The 22,675-nt window shown below is 46.6% G+C and carries 13 protein-coding genes; 4 read left to right on the forward strand and 9 right to left on the reverse strand.

The annotated features are described in order from the left end of the window. Positions 1-104: 104 nt before the first annotated feature. Positions 105-1,148: a galactose oxidase gene (locus ABIO93_RS06490; RefSeq protein WP_348065655.1), complete on the reverse strand. Its 1,044-nt coding sequence runs from the start codon at positions 1,146-1,148 to the stop codon at positions 105-107. Positions 1,149-1,629: 481 nt separating this feature from the next. Between ABIO93_RS06490 and ABIO93_RS06495 the strand changes: the two genes are divergently transcribed. Beyond that, a complete protein-coding gene (locus tag ABIO93_RS06495) occupies positions 1,630-3,024 on the forward strand; it encodes a DUF4270 family protein (RefSeq protein WP_348065657.1) in 1,395 nt (464 codons plus the stop codon). 4 nt (positions 3,025-3,028) lie between these two features. Here the strand turns inward: ABIO93_RS06495 and ABIO93_RS06500 are convergent, their stop codons facing one another. The 6 genes from ABIO93_RS06500 to ABIO93_RS06525 form a co-directional block, all read right to left on the reverse strand. Beyond that, positions 3,029-4,252: a T9SS type A sorting domain-containing protein gene (locus ABIO93_RS06500; RefSeq protein ID WP_348065659.1), complete on the reverse strand. Its 1,224-nt coding sequence runs from the start codon at positions 4,250-4,252 to the stop codon at positions 3,029-3,031. 136 nt (positions 4,253-4,388) lie between these two features. After that, positions 4,389-5,291, reverse strand: a complete 903-nt coding sequence (locus tag ABIO93_RS06505; RefSeq protein ID WP_348065661.1) for a bestrophin family ion channel — start codon at positions 5,289-5,291, stop codon at positions 4,389-4,391. A 99-nt stretch (positions 5,292-5,390) separates the two neighbouring features. Continuing rightward, positions 5,391-8,567 carry a multidrug efflux RND transporter permease subunit gene (locus ABIO93_RS06510; RefSeq protein WP_348065663.1) on the reverse strand — a complete coding sequence of 1,059 codons (3,177 nt, stop codon included), beginning with the start codon at positions 8,565-8,567 and terminating at the stop codon, positions 5,391-5,393. Positions 8,568-8,605: 38 nt separating this feature from the next. Next, complete coding sequence (locus ABIO93_RS06515) at positions 8,606-9,712, reverse strand: efflux RND transporter periplasmic adaptor subunit (protein ID WP_348065665.1); 1,107 nt, start codon at positions 9,710-9,712, stop codon at positions 8,606-8,608. A gap of 58 nt (positions 9,713-9,770) precedes the next feature. Continuing rightward, positions 9,771-11,135, reverse strand: coding sequence for a TolC family protein (locus ABIO93_RS06520; RefSeq protein WP_348065667.1), 1,365 nt, complete (start codon positions 11,133-11,135; stop codon positions 9,771-9,773). 409 nt (positions 11,136-11,544) lie between these two features. Then, on the reverse strand, positions 11,545-13,248 hold the full coding sequence (locus ABIO93_RS06525) for a sodium:solute symporter (RefSeq protein ID WP_348065669.1): 1,704 nt from the start codon (positions 13,246-13,248) through the stop codon (positions 11,545-11,547). 376 nt (positions 13,249-13,624) lie between these two features. Here ABIO93_RS06525 and ABIO93_RS06530 point away from each other — a divergent pair, with 376 nt between their 5' ends. The 3 genes from ABIO93_RS06530 to ABIO93_RS06540 all read left to right on the forward strand — a co-directional run bounded on the left by ABIO93_RS06530 (position 13,625) and on the right by ABIO93_RS06540 (position 19,968). After that, positions 13,625-15,382, forward strand: coding sequence for an alpha-L-rhamnosidase C-terminal domain-containing protein (locus ABIO93_RS06530; RefSeq protein ID WP_348065671.1), 1,758 nt, complete (start codon positions 13,625-13,627; stop codon positions 15,380-15,382). Between the two features lie 18 nt (positions 15,383-15,400). Continuing rightward, the gene (locus ABIO93_RS06535; protein WP_348065673.1) at positions 15,401-18,244 is read left to right on the forward strand and encodes a family 78 glycoside hydrolase catalytic domain; all 2,844 of its coding nucleotides are present in this window, start codon (positions 15,401-15,403) and stop codon (positions 18,242-18,244) included. Between the two features lie 182 nt (positions 18,245-18,426). Next, the gene (locus tag ABIO93_RS06540) at positions 18,427-19,968 is read left to right on the forward strand and encodes a capsule assembly Wzi family protein (protein WP_348065675.1); all 1,542 of its coding nucleotides are present in this window, start codon (positions 18,427-18,429) and stop codon (positions 19,966-19,968) included. Positions 19,969-20,031: 63 nt separating this feature from the next. Here the strand turns inward: ABIO93_RS06540 and rfbD are convergent, their stop codons facing one another. Next, on the reverse strand, positions 20,032-20,886 hold the full coding sequence (gene rfbD / locus ABIO93_RS06545; RefSeq protein ID WP_348065677.1) for a dTDP-4-dehydrorhamnose reductase: 855 nt from the start codon (positions 20,884-20,886) through the stop codon (positions 20,032-20,034). Positions 20,887-21,013: 127 nt separating this feature from the next. Then, positions 21,014-22,384 carry a sugar transferase gene (locus tag ABIO93_RS06550; protein WP_348065679.1) on the reverse strand — a complete coding sequence of 457 codons (1,371 nt, stop codon included), beginning with the start codon at positions 22,382-22,384 and terminating at the stop codon, positions 21,014-21,016. Between the last annotated feature and the right edge of the window lie 291 nt (positions 22,385-22,675).

Consider the following 22,675-nt stretch of genomic DNA (forward strand, 5'->3'; position numbering starts at 1 on the left):
GCCCAAGCTTAGATTCCCTTTTTTGTAAACTGAAAAAAGAAAATAAGCTGCTGCTGCGAAGGCCAGTATACCCAAGATCGAAAGAATGGTCTTATTTTTTCCGATCACTGATTGTCATCATCATTAATGGCCACAGTAGGATCAAATGCCCAAAAATCATCTACGCCGCCTGAGCCCGTAGAGCTTCCTGTTCCAAAATAGCCTAGCTTGCCAATTGCAAAACCTGCCGCAAATCCTCTTGCACCGCCAGCGAAAGTTGCTACCTCAGTCCAGGTATTAGTGCCAGGCACATATTCCCAGCAATCCGACTTGTCTTGTCCTCCCACGATGTATGCTTTTTCATTGATCACCAGGGCTGTCGCGTAAGCTCTTGCCGGGAAGGCTTCCTCTTTGGTATCATCACCAAACTCGATGCGGGACCATGCGCCAGTTCCACCGTTGCCAGCAGGATCAAAGCTGTAAATGTCTTTGGTATTTTGTCCAGAGTTGCTGGTTCCAAAACCAACATAAGCTTTTCCACCAATCGAGAATGAAAGAGCACCTCTGCGTTTTCCGCCAATAAATGTGGCTATCTCAGTCCATTTGTCAGTAGTAGGATTGTACTCATAAAAATCCTGGTAGTAGTTGCTTCCATTGTAACCAAGACCTACGTAAGCGCGGTCATTGGCAACAAACGAGGTTGCATACTGACGGGTACCGCCTAAGAAGTCAGCAACAGCTTTCCATTTATTGGTAGCGGGATCGTATTGATAGAAATCTTTTTTGTAACCGTTGTCAACAGTCGTTACGCCATCATATCCTGTTCCTACATAAGCTTTACCACCTAAAACAAACGCGGTAGCATCGTTTCTTCCACTTCCTGGAAAGGCAGCTGCCTGAGACCATATTTTAGAAGCAGCGCTATAAGACCAAAAATCTTTCACTCTGGAAACAGTCTCGTTGGTGAAACCTGTACCCACATAGCCTACCTCGCCAATGACGAAACTTACCGAACGGGTCCTTGCCGATCCTCCAAAGCTGGGAAGGTCCTTTCTATACCAGTTTCCTAGTTTGTCAGCATCCGGATCATCCTTGCTGCAGCTAAATTGAACAAGGGCAGTGGAAGCGACTAGAAGGGCTAACGAAGTCTTTTTTAAGGTATTAAACATGAAAAATTATAGTTTGACTAATTGTTACAAATGAGTATTGATTTAAAATAATTTCAATTACAGCTACTTAACAGGTCGGGTTTGATAGACCGGGCATTAAACGAAATTTTTTGCAAACATAACATCTTGATACTGCTAAGTAAAATAATAAGGTACTTTTTGTCCAAAACTTTCAACTGCCAGCTATTTCCAACGCAAAATAAAGAGCAATGTTGCACTTTATTCAGACGCGAAACGCCTTACGATCGTTGTAAGGATAGAAAATAAAAATAGCGCGGCTTTTTCTTCGTTTCTATCTCTGTCTGCCACTCTTTGCTGTGATGGCGCGTATGGTCAGGAAAGCGTCTGATAAACCTTACGTAGGCTTTTAAGATTTTGTTGCAAACCATATTTTACTTTCAATTTTTGCCTATTTATCCCAATCATGTTGTAATTAAGTTTACATGTGATAATTTTGCACTTTTTACTGTTCTTGCTCTAAATGAAATTTAATTCTTTTTCCTCTAAAGGATATTCAGCAGTCTCTAAACTTTTGTTCATATTGGGTTGTAGTGTCTCATTGGCTTCCTGTGATTATGGAGACGAGATAGAGTCGCTGGTTCAGCCCAATCCTGATGATTTTGCTGTCTTATATACAGATACTGTTTCCGTAAAGCTTTCTACCGTTGGAAGCGATTCACTGATGACGGGTGGCCCAAGCCGGATGCTGATTGGAAACTATACAGATCCCTATCTCGGTAAAGTAAGAGCGGCAAACTTTTTTCAGCCGGTCATCGAGAGTGGCATTAGTATTCCTACCCTTGCTGAATATGACTCACTAATATTGTCGCTTCGCTATGATGGATATACTTACGGAGATACTACCAAGCCAATCAATGTGACGGTTTATAAATTACTTGCTGATATATTCGACAAAAGTTCTTACTGGAATGGCAACTCAACGGCCTTTGATCCGGTTGCAATTGGGAAAGTAAGGGTTGTGCCAACTCCAAGAACTTCTAAAAACCTTAAAATCAAGCTTTCTGATGCCCTGGGCAAACAAGTATTCGAAATGGGCAAAAACAACCAGCTCACATCTAATACAGACTGGCTTAACCTGGTAAAAGGATTGGCAATCATGCCAGGGGCCACCGATAACGGTCCGGTAGTCGGTTTTTTGAGCTCGGGCGATAGCACATCCGTGCAGCTTCATTACCATATTCCTGATGTGGACCAGGTTAGAAAGGATTCCACTGTTTTAAAATTGAAAGGTTCCTATAATCAAATACTGGGTGATAGAAAAGGTACGGCACTGGCGAATCTGCCAGATTCGAAAAGAATTGCATTACCGTCATCGCAGTCAAGGAATATGTCCTTCATTCAGGCCGGAACCGGTATTATGACCCGGGTCGATTTCCCATCTCTCCGTTCTCTGAGAGGTTTGAAGTATACGGTGGCTAACCGGGCTTTTCTGCGGATAACCCCTTTACGTGCGTCTGTGACGGATCCATTCAGGGTGTCTAACCAGATATTTGTATACCGCTGTGATAAAAATAATGAATTTTATACCGGAGGGGACGGGTTTCCTTTGCCACTTTACTTCTTAACCAGTAGCCAGCCAACACAGGTATTTGGGACCTATGTCAATGATTTCGTCAATAACAAACAGTATTATCTGGTCGATGTCAGCTCGTTTATCACAGATCTGATGACAAGCGAAATAGAGGATATAGGAGGCCTGATTTTGAGAACTTCCACTTTTAACACACAGTCCAGCTTTCGTGATGCAGATACAGAATTCAGCAAAAGCGTCAACCGTCTGGTGATCGGAGATCAGCAAAATAGTGATCCGGGGGTAAAGCTCGAATTATATTATACAAGGGTGACGGTGCAATAATCGCTTATTTACTGATGATCAACTGGCGTGCCGCGTGCGTGCCGTCTTTAAAGGACATGTTTAGCAAATACATGCCGCTAGCCATTTCGCCCACAGCAACACCAGCAGTGAAATCATTGAAGCTACGTATCACTGCGCCGGTTGCACTGATCAGGGTAGCTTTGCTAAGCTGGTTCAGGCCTGGTCCTTTGAAATGAATTTTTCCTAGAACCGGATTTGGATACACTACAATATCGCCGCCGCCTAGCTCCACATGGGTAATCTGACTGTAAGCGAATGTGGAATCCAGATCCACCATTTTCAGCCGGTAATAATTAATACCAGCTGCCGGAGTCAGGTCGCTCAAATCATAACGGCCGCCACCTTCATTTTCTTCTGAAATTGCATTCTGGGAGGTTACTCGGCCAATTTTGATCCATAAGCTGGCATCTCTGCTTCTTTCTACATCAAAATGACTGCTGTTTTTTTCCTGTGATGTCTCCCATTCCAGGTAGACAGTCTGCTCTTGGGCCCTAGCCTTAAAGCTGATCAGGGTAACAGGTAGTGCCGAGCCTGCTTCTACGCCTAGCGTGTAAACATTGTAGGTGTCCGGCGCCAGTGCTACCGTGCTGGTGATAGATCCTGTGCTCATCGTACTGTTTGCTCCTAGCAGGGATTCGGTATCGATTGTAGAAGAAATTTTTACCCACTTAGCACCATCCCAGCCCGCCATTGTCAGTTTAGCTAGCCCCCCGCTGGCGACCAGCGCGGCCAGCTCGCTTTGCTGGTTCCAGGATAGGGTGATTTTGGTTGGTGAGGCGCCATTGATGTCCCAATATTCCCTGGTGCTCACCGCGCCCAAAGCTTTATCTAAATTAGCGGTGCTGAACGGTCCTCCTTGCGGAAGAACCCCATAGTTGCCCCCGCGGGGATCGCTTGTGATGGCAATGGAGGGGTCTGCCTGAAAGTAGGCCCCATAAGTCTGGTCCGCCGAAGCGGCAAAGGGCCGGTAAGCGCCATTGTCTCCGACGGGATATATAAAAGTGTCAGCACCTTTCTTTTTGATATAACCATCAATGTAGACCTGGTCCCCCAGGACTCCGGAGACCACGGTCGAACCGAAAGTTACCAACCCTATTGTCGCGTCGCGTGTAGTGAAAATGACTTGCTGCTGGCCGAAAGCAGTTAAGGCGGTGCCAGTCCATAATGCGGTGCAAAATACCTGCCATGCGATAGAGACCTTGATCATAGGAAATATTTAAAGGCGTTAGTAGCTGTATTATTGCAATTATATTTAATTAACTGCAATAAGACTACTAATAAATTCTAATACGCCATTTAAAAACTTCGTAATGCGCCCCCTTGGGGAACCATCAAGGCAAATCTTACATGATCACCCCATTTTTAGGTAGGATTTTTTCAGGGATCTTATCGGCCTTGATGAGCTGTAAAAGATTGATTTCAATGGTTCTCGACAGAGATGTCATTGGAATATCGTTGGGGCCATTCTCAAAGGGGTTTTGCAGAATGTAGGCGATCCATTCGACGTAAAAGAAAAGGAACGAAATGATAAATGTGATCGGAATTGCGATCCTGCCGATGCTTTCAACCAGGCCCATGGGCAGCACCAACGTAAAAATAAAAATGACCAACACCACAAAAAAACTGTATTGGGTGGGAAAAACGGTGTTTTTGATGCGCTCACATTTTCCCATGGCATCACACAAACGCTGTAAGGTCTGGTCAATGTTCTGATAGAGCAACGTCTGCATTTTTCCCTGATCGTGCAGCTCGCTGATCTTAAACTGGATCAAATTCAAGATTGCATTGGGCATGTTGTCCTGACTGGCCACGTACTCATGCTCTTGGGCATTCAAATGCAGATCGGCATACACTAGTACCGGCTCCCGCCTGAGCGAGTTGGTCAGCGCATAGCACCAGGCGATCTGCAAATGCGCAATATGGGATATATAGGCATCTTTCTCATCTTTCTCAGCAGAAATAAAGGAAATAGACTGCCTGACCAATGTGCGACTGTCGTTGACGATCTCACCCCATGACTTTCGGGCCTCCCACCAGCGGTCGTAGGCGGAATTCGTACGGAAACCCAGCAGCAATGATAAAGCAGTACCTAAAATGGTGATGATAGAGATGGGAAAGGAAAGAAAGTGCCAATGCTGATAGCTGAAAAGATAGAAGACCAACGTGGCGTAGGCGGTTACCACTAACACGCCGATCCAGATGCCTTTCAAAAGGCGCCAGATCGAAAAGACTTGTTTTACGTACATAGAATAGGGGGCTGAACAATAAATGCCCAAAAGGTAATAAAAAAGCGGACCACCGGGAAGTGTCCCGAGGTCCGCTTTTTTATGAATGCTCAAAAATCATTACGCCACTACCTGTCCTGCGTTAGGATCCGTATCTGGCTTTGGGTCGTGTTTGGATTTTTTACCCATAGCGATCTTTTCAATGGCCACAAAAAGGACGGGCACCACAAAGATAGCCAGTGAGGTCGCTGCGAGCATACCTCCAAATACTGTCCAGCCAATGGTCTTACGTGACTCGGCGGCAGCTCCGCTGGCAAAAGCCAATGGCAATACCCCTAAGATAAAGGCCAGCGATGTCATAATGATCGGGCGGAGACGCAACTGGACTGCTTCCAGGGTTGCCGCTACCAGCTCCATACCACTATCGACGCGCTCTTTGGCAAATTCGACAATCAAAATCGCATTCTTGGCGGCTAGCCCGATGAGCGTGATCAGACCAATCTGCGCATAAATGTTATTCGACAAACTGGGAAGGAAGGTCAATGTCAGAATCGATCCAAATGCACCGATCGGCACGGCGAAAAGTACCGAGAATGGAATCGACCAGCTCTCATAGAGTGCTGCCAGGAAAAGGAATACAAAGACGATCGAGATCGAAAAGATCAGCGTCGTACTATCGCCTGCCTTGATTTCCTCGCTGCTCATACCCGAGAATTCATAACTGTATCCGGCCGGCAGCTTCTGGGCAACCTCGCGCAGGGCAGTGATGGCCTGCCCGCTACTGTAACCCGGCTTAGGAGTCCCGTTGATCTCGACAGACCTGTAAATATTATAGTGAGAGATCAGGGCGGGGTTTTCCACCACTTTGGTCGTCACCAGTGAGCCGAGCGGGATCATATTTCCTTCCCGGTTACGGACATAGAACTGCTGAATTTTATCCAAAGAGGACCTGAAACTGCTATCCGCCTGCACCATGACGCGGAAATTACGGCCGTACAGGTTAAAATCATTGACGTAACTACTTCCCAAAAGCGTTGATAAGGAACTGAAAACATCATTGACCTGAACGCCTAGTTTCTTGGTTTTTTCCCGGTCAACATCAATCTGATAACTAGGTGTCCGGGCATTAAAGAAGGTAAAGGCCATCGCGATCTCAGGACGCTGATTGACTTCTCCCAGGAATTTACGCATCACGGCCTCAAACTGCTGAATGTTATCGGTGCTGGTGGACTGTTGCAGCTGAAAAGTAAAACCCGAGGTCGCTCCAAGGCCCGGAATGGCGGGTGGGGCAATGGCTAAGACCCTTGCTTCCTTGATATCGGCGGTGCGCCCTTGAATCTGCTTGATGACTGCCTGCACGTGATGCTCAGCACCTTTACGGTTGGCCCATGGCTGCAAACTCAAAAACAGTGTACCAACGTTGGATTTATTTGAAAAGCTCAAAACGTTCAGTCCTGCCAAACCACCCGCTACGCGGACTTCGGGTATGGCAGAAACGCGTTTCATTATCTCTTTGAGCATCGCAATGTTACGGGTCGTGGAAGTGGCTTCCTGCATTTCATAGGTCACAAAAAGGCGGCCTTCATCTTCCACCGGAATAAATCCGGAGGGTTTATTTTTGAAAAGGAAAAATAGCCCTACAAAAAGACAAACCATCATCACCAGCACAAGCGGCGTTGCTTTAATCCATTTGGCTACGCCACGCGTATAGCCGCGCGATACCTTATCAAACCATCTGTTAAAGCCAGCAAAGAATTTTTCCAGCCAGTTCTTTTGATCATTTTCACCTTTGGTGGGTTTGAGCATGATCGAGCACAGGGCAGGGGTAAGTGAAAGGGCCACAAATGCGGAAAGCAGCACAGAAACGGCAATGGTGATGGCAAACTGCTGGTAGAGACGCCCTACGATGCCGGGCACAAAGCTTACCGGCACAAAAACCGCTGCCAAAATCAGGGCTATGGCAATTACCGGGCCTGATATATCTTTCATAGCCTGCACGGTGGCATCTTTGGGCGACATTTTCTTCTCATCAATGTAGTGCTGAACGGCCTCGACGACGACAATGGCGTCATCGACAACGATACCAATGGCGAGCACGAAGGCAAATAGGGTCAAGGTATTGATCGTAAAACCAAAAGGGATAAAAAATATCAGCGTACCAATCAGCGACACAGGGATTGCAAGGATCGGGATCAGCGTAGCGCGCCAGTTTTGCAAAAACAAAAACACGACAATGACCACCAGGATCATCGCTTCGGCAAATGTTTTTAAAACCTCTTCAATAGATACTTTAACGACCGTTGCTGTTTCATTAGGAATCACATAGTCGATATCCTTAGGGAATGTTTTTTTCATCTCCGCCAGCTTTTTCATCACGCCATCATAGGTAGCAAGCGCGTTAGCTCCCGGGGCCTGATAGATCAGTACAAAGGCTGCGGGTTTTCCAGCTACAAAGGCGTTGGATGAATAGTCAAATTTTCCCAGCTCGACCCGCGCCACATCGCGCAGATACACAACGCTACCTTCGGCAGGGGCGCTGCGCACGATAATGTCTTCGAACTGCTCTTTGGTATTGAGCCTGCTATTGGTCAGCACGCTATACTCGAAAGTCTGCGCGTTAGGCTGCGGGTTACCACCAATGGTTCCTGCCGCAACTTGCAGGTTTTGCTCTGCGAGGGCTGCCGAGATATCAGCAGGCGTCATCCGCAAATTGGCTAGCTTTTCTGGGTTGAGCCAGATCCGCATACCAAAGTCATCGGCCCTGGAAATGATATCGCCGACCCCTTTAACCCGCTGCAAAGCGTCTTTGAGGTAAATGTTGGCATAGTTTCCAATGAACTGCGCATCATGGGTCCCGTTAGGAGAGTAGAGCGCCAAAACGATCATAATACTCGGCTGGCGCTTTCTGACGGTCAGGCCAAGGCGCTTGACCGCATCAGGCAGGGTAGGTTCTGCAACGCTCACCCGGTTTTGCACATCCAGGGCCGCAATGTTGACATCAGTGCCCACATCGAAAACGACGTTGATGCTGCTTTGGCCACTGCTGGTCGAGTTACTGGACATATAGGTCATCCCCGGCGTACCATTGATCTGGGTTTCAATCGGGGTCGTCGTCGTCTGCTCAACGGTCTGGGCATCAGCACCTGTAAAGTTGCCGCTTACCGTGACGGTGGGCGGAGTTACATCAGGATATTGGGCAACAGGCAATGTGGTCAACGCGATAAGACCTACCAGCACCAGTACGATCGAGGTCACTATGGCTGTAACAGGCCTTTTAATAAAAATATCTGCAATCATTTTTACCGGATTATATTAAATAGTAAAACAGCAAAGGCTTACTTGCCGTCCTTGATAACCGCTCCTTCTCTCAGGTTCTGAACACCTTCTACGGCGATCTTCTCACCCTCTTTGAGCCCTTCCTTGACAATGACGTTGGCGCCCAATGCGGTTCCTAATACGATGCGGCGCTGGCTGACCTTGCTGCTGTCGCCGGCGACATAGACAAAGAATTCGCCAAGCTGCTCTGTGACCGCTTTGTAAGGGATCAAAACCGATTTGGCCTTCGCGTTATTGAGCACACGTACCGTGCCGCTCATGCCTGCACGCAGCTGCCCTTCCTGATTGGCAAAAACAAGACGTGTTTTAATGCTACCCGTTTGCGGGTCTACTGCCCGGTCAATGAGTGAAATCTTACCGGAGGCAGGGTATATATCCGTTCCGAATTTCAGTGTGAATGTCGAATCGGCAGCTTTCTGGTTTTTCATCAGTTTGGTAAAGCGGTAGATCTCTTTTTGGTCCACATTGAAATCAACAGCCAGTTGCCCGTCGGTCGAAACGGTGTTAAGGACCGTTTGTCCGGCTGAGACTGCCGCTCCCACTTTGACTGCCGAGATGCCGATCACTCCATCAAATGGAGCAGTTACTTTCGTGTAGCGCACACTGGTCTGAACCGCTTTGATGTTAGCCTTGGCCGCATCTGCCTGCCTTTTGGCGACTTCCAATGCAGCATCGGCGTTGTCGACGAGCTGCTTGGCGACTGCGTCGTTCTTTTCCAGCTCGTGGTAGCGGTCTGCATCCTTTTGTGCCTTCACCAAATTCGCTTCCTGCACACTCAGACTGGCCACTGCCTGATCGTAATTGGCCGTATAAAGCTGAGCGTCGATCGAGTAGAGTAGCTGGCCTTTTCTGACGCGCGCCCCGTCAGTGAAATGAATGCCGGTCACGAATCCGCTTACCTGCGGGCGAAGCTCAATTTCGTTGAGTGGTACGACCGTAGCGGGATACTCATCATAGTAAGAGGCTTCCGCTGTGGTCACTTCACTTAAAGTCACCGCAACCGCTGGCGGCTGGGTTGGCTGCTGCTGCTGATCTTTTTTTCCGCAGGATAAGACCACAAAAGCAAACAAAGCAGCTGAATAATATTTCATTTTATTTAAAAACATATCAAAGGTTTTTTCGATTGGTATAGCAAAGAGGTGATTACGGGTTTTAACAAAGTACTTACGGGTAGTTAAGCTGTCCTAACGCTTTCTGAACATCAATTTTACTGGCTAATGTCTGATAAAGGGCATTGTAATAATTGATGCGGGCCAGGCGCAGATCGGTCTCTGAGGTAACTACTTCCAGGTAAGTTTTAATCCCTGATTTGTATTGCAGCTGAATTACATCGTAGACTTCCTTGGCTAGGTCCGTATTTTCTTTCTGGGCCAATAGGTTGGTTAAATTCCCTTTGTAGTTAGCCAGGGCAGATGCATACTCGGAGCTGACATTATTTTGCAGTCCTTTCAGGTCCCAGTCGAGTCTTTTGAGCTGCCATTCAGCCTGTTTGGTATTGGCCTTGCGTTTACCGCCTTGATAAAGGGGAAGCGAAAGGGTCAAAAGCCCGAAAGAATTGGGATAGTTTTTACCGTATAGTTCTGTGAACTGGTTGTTTTGAAAATTCAGGTTATAAGCCCCATTCAGGGAAATATTGGGCAAATAGCTCCATTTATTGTATTGCAGGTTGGCTTCGAGCAGTTTCTTTTGCGTGCTCAGGATCTGGTATTCGATCCGGCCAGTCAAATCCACATTTTGCAAGGTATCCAGGGCGATTTCCCTTTCCATTTGCAGCGTATCGTAGCTGATCTGCAAAGCCTTATCGGTAGGGTAGCCCATTAATGCTTTGAGATACTCCAATTTGGCTGACAATATCTGCTCATTACTTTTCTTATTGGCACGAGTATTATTGAGCGAGATGGTCGCCCGTTTGAAGTCAATCTTATCTGCAATGCCCGACTTATACTGATTTTCAGCGTCTTTGAGGCTTCTTTCCAAACGGGTGATATCCTCCTGGGCGACACTGATTTGCTGGGTCGTGGCCAGTACGTCGTAAAATGCTTTGGAAACACTTACGGTCAGGTCCGTTTTGTTAGCGGAGGTGTTCTGACTTGCAGCGAGCAAAACGTCCTTTTTGGTCTGATTGGCCAAAAGCACATCCTTGTTGAAAAGCTGCTGAGATAAGGTAAACTGAGCTGCCGAAACATTGCTGACCCCCAACTTGACGGGATTACCGGCAATGATGCTGGTCTGGACAATGAAGTTGTGCTGCAGGTTGTAATTGAAATTAATTTGTGGGTACCAGTCAGCGAGCTTGCTGCGTACCTGATTTTCGGTTATTCTTTCATCGATCAATGATTGTTGTACGACCGGTTGGTTTTTGATGGCATAATCAACGACCTGCTGCAAGGTGGCCTGCTCGAGAACAGGTGCCTGCTGGGCTGCTTGCTGAATGGCCTGGGCGGAGACAACGCAAAAAGAAATCAATAGAAGGAATGCCGAGCTAAGCGCCAAACGCATTGTTTTTTGTGGCTTAGACCAATGCTTCATGTAGTTGTGATTTTATTTGGATAGAGAAATAATGAAACCCTGTCTAAAACAAGACAAGATCTGAGGTTGAATTGACCGTTCCGGGTCAGCTGTCTTTGGGAATAAATGTTAGAAAAATACTTTTAGGCAAAGGGTTGTAAAACGACAGCATAAAGCGTTGCATGAAGTAAATTTTGTAAACAATCGGTGACATACATGACTCCGCAAATCCGGATTCAGCTGCGCGATTGTACTTATTAAGGATTTAAATGCCGGAATAGTTTCACCTGATCGGGTAAAAAAATGGCTGTACAATTCATTTTCTTTGAATTATTTAATTTAAAGAAAGATTTGTACCTAATTGTCGTTCAGCGCGCTACGTTTACCGCCCGGCTAGCCACCTTTGGATGGCCAGCGGGGTTGATACAGTTTAGGCGGGCTGAGCAGAGACACTTTGCTCAGGCCAGATTTTTTCAATGATAGCGGCAAACGATATCACTAGCACGCAGCCGATCAGGTTCAGCCATAGAAATGCGGTCAGATCCAAACTGTAGCTGATGATGACAAAGATCTCACCGAGCACGCTGGCCCAGAAAACCGCCCGGCTTTTGATGTTTTTAAAGTAAAACGCGACCAGAAATATGCCCAGGATGACGCCGTAGAAAAGCGAGCCCAGAATGTTGACAGCCTCGATCATACTGCCCAGTCGGGAGGCGTACTGGGCGACTCCGATACAAAAAATGCCCCAGAAAAAGGTAGCCCACCGTGATGCAGCCACATAATTATGATCGTCATTGTCTTTTTGGATCATTCGTTTATAGATGTCCACAATCGTGCAGGAGGCAAGCGAGTTGTAGGCTGATGCGACCGAGCCCATCGAGGCTAGCAGGATCACAGCGATCAGTAGCCCCACCATGCCCACTGGCAGGTAGTCGATCACAAAGCGTAGAAAGATGTAATTGACATCGTTGACTGCGCCACCGCTTGCCTTGGAAAGCAGCGTTTCAGCTTCTTTGCGAACATCTTTCACCTGCGTTTCAATACCTATCAACACCGCCCTGGATTTTTCGATGGAGGCTTGATCGTCTTTTTTGAGCGCATCGGTCAGGGCCATCACGTGCGGATGCTTTCTGGCCTGGATACGCTCATGCTTTTGCTCCAGTGCGGTATAGGCTGCCGCGTAAGGGGTCGATTTGACCTGATCTACAACAGTTTGATTGAAAAACAGTGGTGGATTGGTAAACTGATAGAAGGCAAAAACCAGTACGCCCACCAAAAGAATCAAAAACTGCATCGGGATTTTTAAAAGGCCATTCATGGCAAGGCCAAGTTTGCTTTGCCCCTGCGAGCTGCCCGTTAGAAATCGCCCGACCTGCGACTGGTCGGTTCCAAAGTAGGATAGTTGCAGAAAAAAACCACCAATCAACCCTGACCACACGTTATAGCGGCTATTGAGATCAAATGTAAAATCAATCAGATTGACCTTTCCCATTTTACCTGCCACATGCAGCGCATCGGTAAACGATACATCATCAGGAAGAAACTTGACGACCATGACCCCTGCCACCACCATACCGACGGTGATAATGCCCATTTGCTGCAAATGCGTGTGAGAGACCGCCCGCGATCCACCCGTGATCGTGTAGAGCATGACAATACCGCCCGAAATGATGTTAGTCCAGGTAATATCCCAGCCTAAAATGGCCGATAGTATCAGAGACGGCGCGTAAATCGAAAGGCCGGTGGAAAGTCCGCGCTGCAATAGAAAAAGAAAAGCCGTCAGGCCCCTGGTGCGCAGGTCGAAGCGGCCTTCCAGAAATTCATAGGCGGTAAATATTTTTAGCTTGCCAAACTTGGGAACAAAGGTGATGCACAGTACCACCATTGCCAGCGGCAGTCCGAAATAAAACTGTACAAAGCGCATCCCATCGGTGTAGGCCTGGCCCGGAGCAGATAAAAAAGTGATGGCGCTGGCCTGGGTGGCCATCAGCGATAGCGTCACATGATACCAGGGCATAGACTTGCCTGCCAAGAGAAAAGAATCCATCGTATGCTTCTCGCGGCTGCGGTATATACCATACGAAACAACAAAAATCAGGGTAAGGGAGAGTACAATCCAATCAAGGGCGCTCATTGAAAATGGGTCATAAATACATAGAAGAGGACAATTTGTAATGCAAGGGCACCAATCAGTACTGCATAGAGCTGTTTCCAACTACTGACAAAGGGTGGCAGCCCGTCGCGGTCATTCGCGACCCGGTCCTGGGAGTTATCTTTATTGATCATCAGGGGGGAGCAGCGTTTAGTAATGGATTTAAAAATAATGGTATTGTACCACAAGCAAAATTAGAACGGTTTTCGGTTAGTTTTAGCATATTTAATAGCCGAAGTTAGACAAGCGGCTGAAACCGGGGGCCAGGTAGCAGCCAGCAGGATAGAGCAGGCTAGTTAAGTAAATAATAATCATTTATTTTCCCGAAATATTACAAAATAAAACTAAACTCTTTATCGTGAGAAAATACCTGGCGCTGTTCTGCTGCGCATTATCCGTTTTAAGCCATTACGGGCAGTCACAACAACTTCCGCCTGTTTTTGATCCAAGCTATGAGAGCCAGCAGGATTCGCGGGTAAGGCGTTATCTGACGCCCAAGCGGATCGTATGGACTTCCGATAAAAGTGGGGTTAGCGTGGTAGACGCTCAAAATCTGCTTCGTAAAGGAACCGGGCAGGCTGATCTGGTCCATCAGAATTTTTGTAAGCTCATTAGCAATGATCAGCAGCAACCCGGCATTTTATTTGACTTTGGAAAAGAGATACAAGGAGGAATCCAGATCGTCACCGACCAGCCTGCCAATCAAAAGCCCATCAAAATACGCATTCGTTTTGGAGAGTCTGTTAGTGAAGCCATGTCGAGCATCGATACTATTCAGGGCGCCACCAATGATCATGCGATGCGCGATTTTACCATTGAGGTGCCCTGGCTTGGCCTGATGCAGGTTGGCAATTCAGGCTTCCGCTTTGCCAGGATTGATTTAGTTGACCCTAACCGCGAGCTGCAATTAAAAGAGGTCAGGGCCATTTTCGAGTACCGTGACATCCCGTATCTGGGCTCATTCAAGAGTAGCGACGATCGCTTGAACAAGATTTGGAATACGGGCGCCTATACGGTCCATCTGAACATGCAGGAGTATTTATGGGATGGTATCAAGCGTGACCGGCTGGTTTGGGTGGGGGATATGCATCCGGAAGTGATGACGATCAATACGGTTTTTGGAAAAAACGAGGTGGTCGCCAAAAGTCTGGATCAGGCCCGCGACATTACCCCGCTCCCCGGCTGGATGAATGGCATCAGTGCTTACTCGATGTGGTGGGTGCTGATTCACCGGGACCTTTATAAAAATCAGGGTGACCGCGAGTATCTGCGCAAGCAGCAAAAATACCTGGTGGGCCTACTGGACTTATTGATTGAAAAAACAAAAGACAACAAGGAAAACCTGGACGGCACGCGTTTTCTGGACTGGCCATCAAGTGAAAACCCCGAAGGCGTTCACGCAGGCCTGCACGCGATGATGATCATGACCCTGGAAGCGGGAGCAGAGCTCTGCACGATACTGGATGAGCCGGCCCAGGCCGTTAAATGTAAAAACACAGCTACGCAGCTGAAATTATATGTACCCGATGCAAACGGCTCCAAGCAGGCTGCGGCGCTACTGGCGCTTTCAGGGCTGTTGCCGGCTGAGAAAGCCAATTCAGAAGTGATTTCCAAGGGCGATTGCGAGCGTTTCTCGACTTTTTACGGCTACTATATGTTGCAGGCCAAAGCCAAGGCCAAGGATTACACCGGGGCCCTTGACTGCATCCGCAATTATTGGGGTGGGATGCTGGATATGGGCGCGACTACGTTTTGGGAGGATTTTGATCTGGCCTGGACCAAGAATGCCGCCCCGATCGATGAGCTGGTGCCCGACGGGAAAGACGATATTCATGGTGATTTTGGCGCGTACTGTTATAAGAACCTGCGGCATAGCCTCTGTCATGGCTGGGCGTCAGGGCCTACTTCCTGGCTTTCTGAGCACGTATTGGGCGTTAGCATTGTCGAGCCCGGTTGCAAAACGATCCGCATTCAGCCTAACCTGGGAGATTTGGCCTGGGTAGAAGGCACTTACCCTACGCCGATGGGGGTTGTCAAAATTCGCCATGAAAAGCAGGCGGATGGAAGCATTAAATCTGCCATTGAAGTGCCCAAAGGAGTTAAAGTATTGCGTTAAGACTTACCGGATCCTTCCATGAAAATTTATTGCCTGTTTTTGATTGCGACTTTGAGCGTCTTGAATGCAAAGGCCCAGGGACTTGGCGCGGTATACCTGCGCTGCGAGTACAAAGAAAATCCAGTCACCGATGTGACCAGTCCGCGTTTGAGCTGGGAGCTGACATCTAAGGAAAATGACCAGGTGCAGTCCGCCTATCAGATTTTGGTGGCCAGCTCGGCCGAGCTGCTCTCGGAAAGCAAGGCGGATCTGTGGAGTTCGGGCAAAGTGCCGGGGCGGGCGACCTATCAGATTGGCTATCAAGGAAAGCCGCTTGAATCCAGACAGATCTGCTATTGGAAGGTGCGCAGCTGGGATAAAAGTGGCAGGGTAGGGCAATGGAGCAAAATGGCCAGCTGGGAAATGGGGCTTTTATCCAAAAGCGACTGGCAGGCCCAGTGGATCGGTCTTGATCTGAACCATCTGGGAAAAGGTAAAACCTACCATTTGCCACCGGCTCCTTATCTGAGACGAGAGGTTTTTATTAAAAATACAATGAAAAAAGCCCGGCTGTATGTGACCGCTCTTGGGCTTTACGAGTTTAGTATCAATGGTAAAAAAGCAGGGGATGCCTTTTTAACCCCTGGCTGGACGGATTACGACAAAAGGGTGTATTATCAGACTTATGATGTGACATCGAGCTTAAAACCGGGAAGCGTCAATGCGCTCGCCTCACAGCTTTCGTATGGCTGGTATGCCGGGTACCTGGGCTATTCGCTCCTGGTTCAAAACCCGGTCGTTCGCGCTTTTTACGGGAAAGTGCCGCTTTTAAAGGCTCAGTTGGAAGTCACCTACCAGGACGGAACCAAGGATATTTTTACCACTGACCAGCACTGGAAGGCAGGCCAAGGCGCGCTTTTGGAATCCGATCTTCTTAATGGAGAAACATACGATGCCAGCCTGGAAGCCCAAGGTTGGGATAGGGTGGGATTTAATGATAAAAATTGGAAAACTCCTCCAATATATCCCGATAAGCCGGCTAGACAAATACAGGTGTATCCAGGCCCCCCAGTCAGGATCACCCAGACCATGCCTGTTAAATCAGTCACCGAGCGAGCTACCGGCTCCTACATTTTTGATATGGGGCAAAATTTTGCTGGGATCGTGCGGTTAAAAGTCAAGGGAGTAAAAGGAGATACGGTAAGGCTCAGGTTTGGCGAAAAGCTTTATCCGGATGGCAGGCTGATGACTGAAAACCTGAGAATGGCCCGGGCAACGGATACCTATATATTAAAAGGTGACCCGCAGGGGGAGCGCTGGGAGCCCAAATTTACCTTTCACGGGTTTCAGTACGTGGAAGTGACCGGCCTGAAAACAAGACCAGACCACCAGACCCTGTTGGGTCTGGTTATCGGCTCTGATACACCCAAAGTTGGCAGCTTTGAGACTGATAACAGCATGGTCAATCAGCTTTACAGCAACATTGATTGGACTCAGCGCGCCAATTATATCGATATTCCAACCGATTGCCCACAGCGCGATGAGCGTATCGGCTGGACTGGTGATGCCCAGGTTTATGTCAAGTCGGCTACATTCAACCGCGATGTTGCCTCGTTTTTCACCAAATGGGTCGTTGATCTCAATGATGGCCAATTTGAAAACGGTGCTTACCCATTGTATGCGCCTGCGCCCAGTCTTCGAAAGACTGACACGTTTTCACCCGGCTGGATGGAAGCAGGCATCATTTGTCCCTATCAGATTTACCGAGCTTATGCTGATACCCGCATGATCGTCCAGGGCTGGCCGCATATGGTGCGCTTTATGGATTTTCTGGAAAAAAGAAGCAAGGGTGCTTATGTCTTTAAAGAAAATGCATTTGACGACATTGACCCGAAAGGCGGATTTGGTGACTGGCTTTCGTTCGGAAAGAAAACCCCGCCGGATATGCTCGCATCATTTTATTACGCGTACTGTGCGGACATGATGGCCGAGATGGCAGAGGCAATCGGCAACCAGAAAGATTATGCGCATTTTACGAAAACGGCCGCCGCGATAAGGAAAGCAGTGCTGACCCATTATACAGACAGCGAAGGCCGGTTCAAAACAGATGAGAAAGCTTATGGAAAGGGGGAGGGTTACGTGGATGGAGCACTTGGTTTTACAGGGCACACACAGACGGCTTACGCCAATGCCATTTACATGAAAATCTTGAAGGAAACGGACACGGGCAAGGCGGGGGCTTACCTGGTAGAACTTTTGAAAGCCAACGGTGGTAAGCTGGGCACTGGTTTTCTGGGAGCCAAACCGTTGCTACCTGCACTGTCAGCAAGCGGGCATTCCGATGAGGCTTATAAGCTATTTTTAAGTAAGGAATTCCCATCCTGGGGTTTTGAGGTCGAAAATGGTTCCACTACCATTTGGGAGCGGTGGGATAGCTTTACCAAGGAAGATGGCTTCAAATACAATGCGGCGATGAACTCGTTTAGTCACTACGCATTCGGCGCAGTATGTGAATGGATGTTTGGGAATGCTGCCGGCATCAGGCCCTCCAAACCCGGATTTGAAACATTTGATATCCGCCCGGAAATAGCACCTGACGGGATGGGCAAAGACGGTATCAACTACCTGATTGCTTCCCTGCATACCATCAATGGCAAAATTACCTCAGAATGGAGAAAGGAAACCGAAAAGCTGACTTTGAAAGTAACCGTTCCAGTCAATACTACCGCCCATATATATGTACCTGCTGAGTCCCCGAATCACATCCAGCTCGATGGCAAACCATTTTCAACATTCACAAATGCCAAGGTAACAAAGCAGGAAAAGGGATATGTGATTGTGGAGGCCGGTTCCGGGGCGTATCAGTTCAGCGTGAGTCAATGAGGTTGTGGAATCGATGCAGCCATGTATTTAGACAGAACAGTATTGCAAATGGCTTACAGGTTTCCTCATAAAGATCTAATAAGAGCCGGGCAGTTTTGCGAGGAGGCTTAAAAAATTGTTTGTACTTTTATGGTTCCGACGACTGACAGTTATGATCTGTAAGGCTTTTATAGCTTTGTTGTTTGGCTCAATATCTGATTGCATCCATTACCAATCCTCCTTTTATGTTACTCAACGCCAGGCGATTTTCTTCACGGGCTGTTCTATGGAGCACCTTAGCTTGCACTAGCCTCTTACTTTTTAGTCTGCCTTCTTTTGCTAATCAACCAGAGTCGGACACACTAGCCGCTGTATCCGGGAAAAAAGCTTGGATAGAGCTGGCGGGCTATGGCTCCACAACCGATAGGACACCATTCTGGCTTCACGCCAATCAGTGGGGCGTAGTACCAACTTCTGGGCAGGTGCTTAGTTTTCGAACGGGACTTGAAGGCAGAAGAATTCTGTCAGGTGACTCTCTGCATTCAAAGTGGTCTTTTGTTTATGGTGCCGAAATCGCTGCCAATTTAAGTAGTCATAGCAAGCTACTAATACCGCAACTTTACGGAGGTATTGCATTCAAAGAGTTTCAGCTAACGGTCGGTAGGCGAAAGCAGTATGTTGGCTTTAATGATCACGAATTGGGTACAGGCTCATACATGTGGTCAGGCAATGCACTTCCTGTTCCGCGGATTCAGTTTGGATTTGAAAATTATGTTCCGCTGATCAAAAACTTCATCTATTTCAAGGGTTATTATTCTGATGGGCTTTTGGATGGGAAACGGCCGGTGACCAGTGATTTGAAATTGCACAACAAAGCGTTGTTTATACGACTGGGAAGACCAACAGGCACTTTGCAACTTCACGGAGGATTTAATCATGCGGTACAATGGGGAGGTAAATCACCTTATTTCACCGTAGATGGCCAGATGCCGCATGGCTTTGATAAATATTGGTATGTGATCACTGGGTTTAAACCCAAAGGAAAGGTAGATGGCATTTCATCTTTTGACGAAACAAACAGGATCGGCAATCACGTTGCTAGTCTTGATTTTGGGTTAGAACTTAATTTGAAGTCTGTTAACATACTTTTCTACCGGCAAAATCTAATAGAAGATGGTTCACTCTTTTATCTTAACAATATAAAGGATGGCCTGAATGGTGTGACTTTTACAATGAAAAACCAAGAGACAAGAAGCTTTTCGGTCGACCGGGTTACCTTCGAAGTGCTATACACTAAAAGCCAGGGCGGAAGTCAGGCAACCGATGGAAATAGCATTCGTGGTAAAGACGATTACTTCAACAATGCGCAGGTAAGAGACGGATGGTCCTATTACGGAAGGGGGATAGGGACGCCATTTATAACGCCTCAATCAGAAAACAACTGGCCGAGGTATGCTGACTTTTTTACAAATAATAATAGGGTATGGGTAGGTCATCTCGGAGCGAAAGGGAAATTAAATGCTGTCAGGTGGATTACAAAATTGTCCTTTTCAAGCAACCAAGGAACCTATGATCAACCTCTTCCTGGCAAAACATACCAATTTTCTGGTATCGTAACCATTTCCAAACCAGTTAATTGGTTTGGAGGGTCTATCATAAATGGATCGGTTTCGGTCGATAATGGAAAATTATTCAAGAACACTGCCGGAGCAATGTTATCGATCCGCAAAGAATTAAGCCTCTAAGTCTATCAATGCTATACTTTTCGGCTATTGAAGCATCGAAACTGCTTCAATAGCCGATTTTATTTAAACAGCCAGTCTTTCCAGGCACAATGAGAGACTGTTGCGCCAGTAGGGGATCGCAAGCTTAAAAGTGTTCTTGATTTTTGTTTTATCCATCACCGAATAGGCAGGACGAATGGCCTTGGTCACGTACTCTGATGTTTTAACCGGGTTAACGATCACATCTGTGCCGCTTAATTCAAAAATTGCCTTTGCGAAATCATACCATGAGGTGACCCCTTCATTACTGTAGTGGTAAATTCCATAATCTTGACTCCCGGATTCGATAATGTCCAAAATAGCACCAGCAAGGTCGATACCATAAGTAGGAGAGCCCACCTGATCCACAATCACGCCAAGTTGATCCCTTTCCTTTCCTAAACGAAGCATGGTCTTGACAAAATTGTTGCCGAACTCTGAATATAACCAGCTGGTACGGATTGTAAAATGCGCAGGCAGTATTTCGGCTATCGCGACCTCTCCTTCCAGTTTAGTTAGCCCGTAAATATTGTCGGGGTAGGCCGGATCGGTTTCAGTCAAAAGTTGAGGAATGTTTCCCTTAAATACAAAGTCAGTGGAAACATGAATTAACGCCGCGCCATGTTTCTTGCAGGCTGTTGCAATATATTCAGCCCCGTCCCGGTTTACTTTTCTGCAAATGTCTTGTTCGTCTTCCGCCTTGTCAACGGCCGTGTAGGCGGCGCAATTGATTACAAAGGACGGATTCTCACTGGCGAAAAGAGCATCTAATAGTTCAGGATTTAATATATTACCTTCCTGTTCTGACGGAAATGCAATATCAGAAATGTTTCTTTCGGCAGAGACTTTTTTTAAACAGCTGCCCAATTGGCCTGACGCACCCAAAACTAAGATTTTCATGCTTTAAAAGATATTTTAGACTTAAAGATACACATGTGTTAAAACTACCAAGAAAAAGGCCTGATGAAACTTCCATCAGGCCTTTTTATGCTTATATATACGATTTGCAGCACAGCTTAGAAGCAATTTATTGCCCTCTACCGAGCACCATCACTTGCACTGTACGAAAAATCAACTGCACATCATCAAAAACACTATAAGATTTGAGGTATTGCAAATCATGTCTCAAGCGCTCTACATTTTTTGCTACTGTATCAGCGTACCCCACATTGATCTGGCCAATTGAAGTAATTCCTGGTTTTACAGTTAACAGTCTCTGAAAATCGTGCGGAGCGGCTTCCATTAACATATCTACATCATACTTGAACAAAGGACGTGGACCTACAACAGACATTTCACCTTTCAATACATTGATAAACTGAGGCAATTCGTCTAGCCTTGACTTCCTTAAAATTCGCCCTATCGGTGTAATTCTTGGATCGTCATCCCCTTTGGAATGTTGCATACCCATTTTATCAGCGTCCGTATACATGCTACGGAATTTGTAGATGTAGAACATTTCACCCCAACGACCTGAACGTTGTTGTTTGAAGAACACAGGGCCAGGAGAAGTTATTTTGATAGCCGCCCAGACCAGGAAAAAGACTGGTGCTCCAAGTACCATAACAATACTTGAGAAAATCAGATCAAACGTACGTTTTACCGTTTGTTCATTAAAGCTTGAAAAAGGCTTGGTATTGACCTGGATGATGGGGTACATGTCATGGTATTCAATTGTTGCCATGTTTGTCATAAACCCGCGGAAGTCAGGAACTAGTCTGATCTGCGTTCTTTGGCGCTCTCCCAATTTGATAACTTCCCGAACCTGCTCGTCGCTCAACTCATTAAGGCAGCAGTACAAGTAATCAAGTTGCTTATCCTTCACCAGAACTTCCAGCGAATCAATTTTAGAATCGTTATCGCTATCCAGATTAAACATGCCGTAGAATCGGTACCCAAGCTCTTTCCGCTCACCATAAAATTCGCGGATCAGAGAGGCGAGATCTCCTCTGCCAACGATGGCATATTTGTTAAAGTTGTAACCGGCCCTGCGGTAAACTTTTAAAAATACAACAATCGCAGCTCGGGAAGCTGTTGACAGCGCGATAAAAAGACCATATGTCATCAAAAACTGGTACCTTGAATATGCCTCTCCCTGCTTGGATAAGTACAAGTAACCCATCATTACCGCGCCGTGTATCAAGACAGCTTTAATGAAATTTCCCAGCTGGACATTGAAGTGGTAAGAAAGACGAGTGAATTTGTAGGTCTTAAGAATGTAGATGCTGAAAATCCAAACCAGATTTGCCGCTAATAGTAAATTAACATACTGGCTTTCGTAAAAAACGTTTAAATCCCTGAAACGGAAGATGTAAGCAAGGAAAAAGGACAGATTCAGGAGAATTACATCCGTCCATAAGTGGACCTTAGGTAGGAGTCCGGGATAGTGATTTTTCATGTTGTATGACGCTGAGTTTGAAAATTAGCTAAGTATGGTAAACTTCCCCGCTTGCTTTGGAATGCTCGGACTAGTCCTGATGAGCATCTTTTCGATATTACAAGTTTACGTCAATTCTTTAAATATTTCAAATATCTGGGAAATTAAATTTGTGTAAATATCTATTTGTAAGACAGTTGTGGGAGTATTTGAACAGAATATAAATATTAATACTTTTTTTAATTCTATTAAACCTTAATGCTAAAATTGATGGATACTTCAATCCTTTTTATATAAATGCCTCTTTCCAAG

It is taken from the genome of Dyadobacter sp. (genome assembly GCF_039919315.1).
GTDB lineage: Bacteria > Bacteroidota > Bacteroidia > Cytophagales > Spirosomataceae > Dyadobacter.